Annotated in this window: 2 protein-coding genes; both read right to left on the reverse strand. The window is 42.3% G+C overall.

Going from position 1 to position 1,941, the window contains the following annotated elements; genetic code table 11:
- Positions 1–435: transposase (locus BCF53_RS19075; protein WP_481404359.1), on the reverse strand; the 435-nt coding region annotated here is incomplete at its 3' end.
- A gap of 164 nt (positions 436–599) precedes the next feature.
- Entirely contained in the window at positions 600–1,877 is a 1,278-nt protein-coding gene (locus tag BCF53_RS19080) for a hypothetical protein (protein WP_132704365.1), read from the reverse strand.
- Positions 1,878–1,941 lie beyond the last annotated feature (64 nt).

The raw sequence follows: 1,941 nt of genomic DNA on the forward strand, positions 1-1,941 counted from the left end.
TTCGTTTAATACGCGCATGAACCAGCTGATGTCCATTAACCGGGAGCGCCAGGTATCGGTGAGTTCCTTGACGACCGCCATTTCTGCATCGGTCACGGGTTCATCCCGCAAAAAGCGAGCAGACAGATGATTGCCTTTGAACAGGCTTTGCCAGCGGGCATGAACCGCTTTATCGGAAAGTTGTTCGGCCTGCTGAGTGTTGATGTGCAAAACCACATGGTAGTGATTCGACATCACGGCATAGGCGCAGACATCAATACAGAAGACTTGGCCCAATTTGAGAATTTTCTGCTCAACCCAGCCCCGTCTGTGTTCATAACTAACTCCGGTGTGAACATCAATTCCGCACAGATAGGCACGCCTCACACAGCGTGAAATGCAGTGATAGTAGGGGGTTGCGTCGATGGATACCTGAGCACTCCTTGGCTTTGGCATAATCAATCCCTGGATGAATACAGTATGTATATGCAACCAGTTATTAATGGGTTAGTCAACTATTAGAATGGGTGTCTGGGTAACCGTGTTCAATCAACATTTGATAGCCGCCTATTCGGCTTGGTGAACAACGCTGATATCATCGGAGTTGTTCGGTGGTCTTTTTAAGATTCAAACTTATACTCAAACGTAATCGGGTTTTTGCCCTTGCCACAAAATATACCCCAGCTTGCTGCGTCATTTTCAATTACGTATTTCAACCTTCTAAAGCAATCATCTAAACTAAATCCATCGGCATCCGTATTCAGACAGGTTACTGAAATCACGCCATCAAAGTGTTTGTTAAAGCTTAACCCTCGCCCTTGGTTGCCTTCACGTTCAGCAAGTTCCAAGACAGTAAACTCCAGATAGCGTAGTAAATCGCCCAGGTATTCGCCTTCGGTTGTTATTGTAATAGGCTCATAGCCTTTCGTAGGTATGCTTATGTTCAGATTAGGCTGGTGCTCATCTTCATAGGTTAAATCGAGAGTATCTAAATTGACCTCAGCAGTGATTTTTTGATAACTACTAGCATTCATTTGAAAATAAACAGACCGATCTATTTTAAGCATTTCATTGTGATAAAAAGTTTCTTTTCGGTCTTGGAGGTCAAGAGTCTTCACTATAGAAAAACATTCCAAGTCCACAACATGCATCAGCTTATTCACTATACTGAATAAAAAGCAGTACTCATCAGCCATAAAGGTAAAATGCTTCCTCAGCCTATTCTCAAACCCTGTACTGAGCGTTTGCAATACTTCTCCAGTCAACGCAGATAGGCGATACAAAGTCCCCGACGCTAAAACCAATAAAGTCGAGTCACTTTCTTTCTCTATACTATCTACAGCATGAGGAAAAGAGGCCGACCACTTAGAAGCACCGTCTGTCAAAGACAGGCAACATACCTCACCATAGCTCGAGACAGTTACATCCCTTTCCATGCAGAGATTAACCACTGCGCTGTCACCGTAGTCTAAAAACCGATTCTTACCGAGAGCTAGCGGCCTTTCCTTCGGCTCAAATACTCGACACCAACGTTCATTAAACGCAAAATCATAAAAGCGAATTGTATGACCATTTGCCTCTTTAGAACCTATGATTCCTGAACCTAAGACCCTAAAAATCATAAACTGAGTATCTTTGTTTAGAATCATTTCAGCTGTAATGTTCTTTTTAAAATCTATATATTTCGCAATCTTACTAACGTTCTTACGAGTTTTTATAACTGTGGGTTCATCTGACCTTGATGACAAGTAACGCTCATAAGCTATTTCCGGGTTATACTCCGCACTTTTTTCATAACCATCAGAGAAATAAGCTTCCTTATCTTCAAATAGCTGCTCAAACTTCCCGCCCATTTTCTTTTTATAGCTAGTGCCCATCCATAAAGGCGGTAATTTCAATATTTTACCGCCTTGCCAATAACTGCTGTTAACAAATATTTCTCATCCGCAGATTGCCGCTATC

The sequence above is a fragment of the Reinekea marinisedimentorum genome, from assembly GCF_004341165.1.
In the GTDB taxonomy this organism is placed as follows: domain Bacteria; phylum Pseudomonadota; class Gammaproteobacteria; order Pseudomonadales; family Natronospirillaceae; genus Reinekea; species Reinekea marinisedimentorum.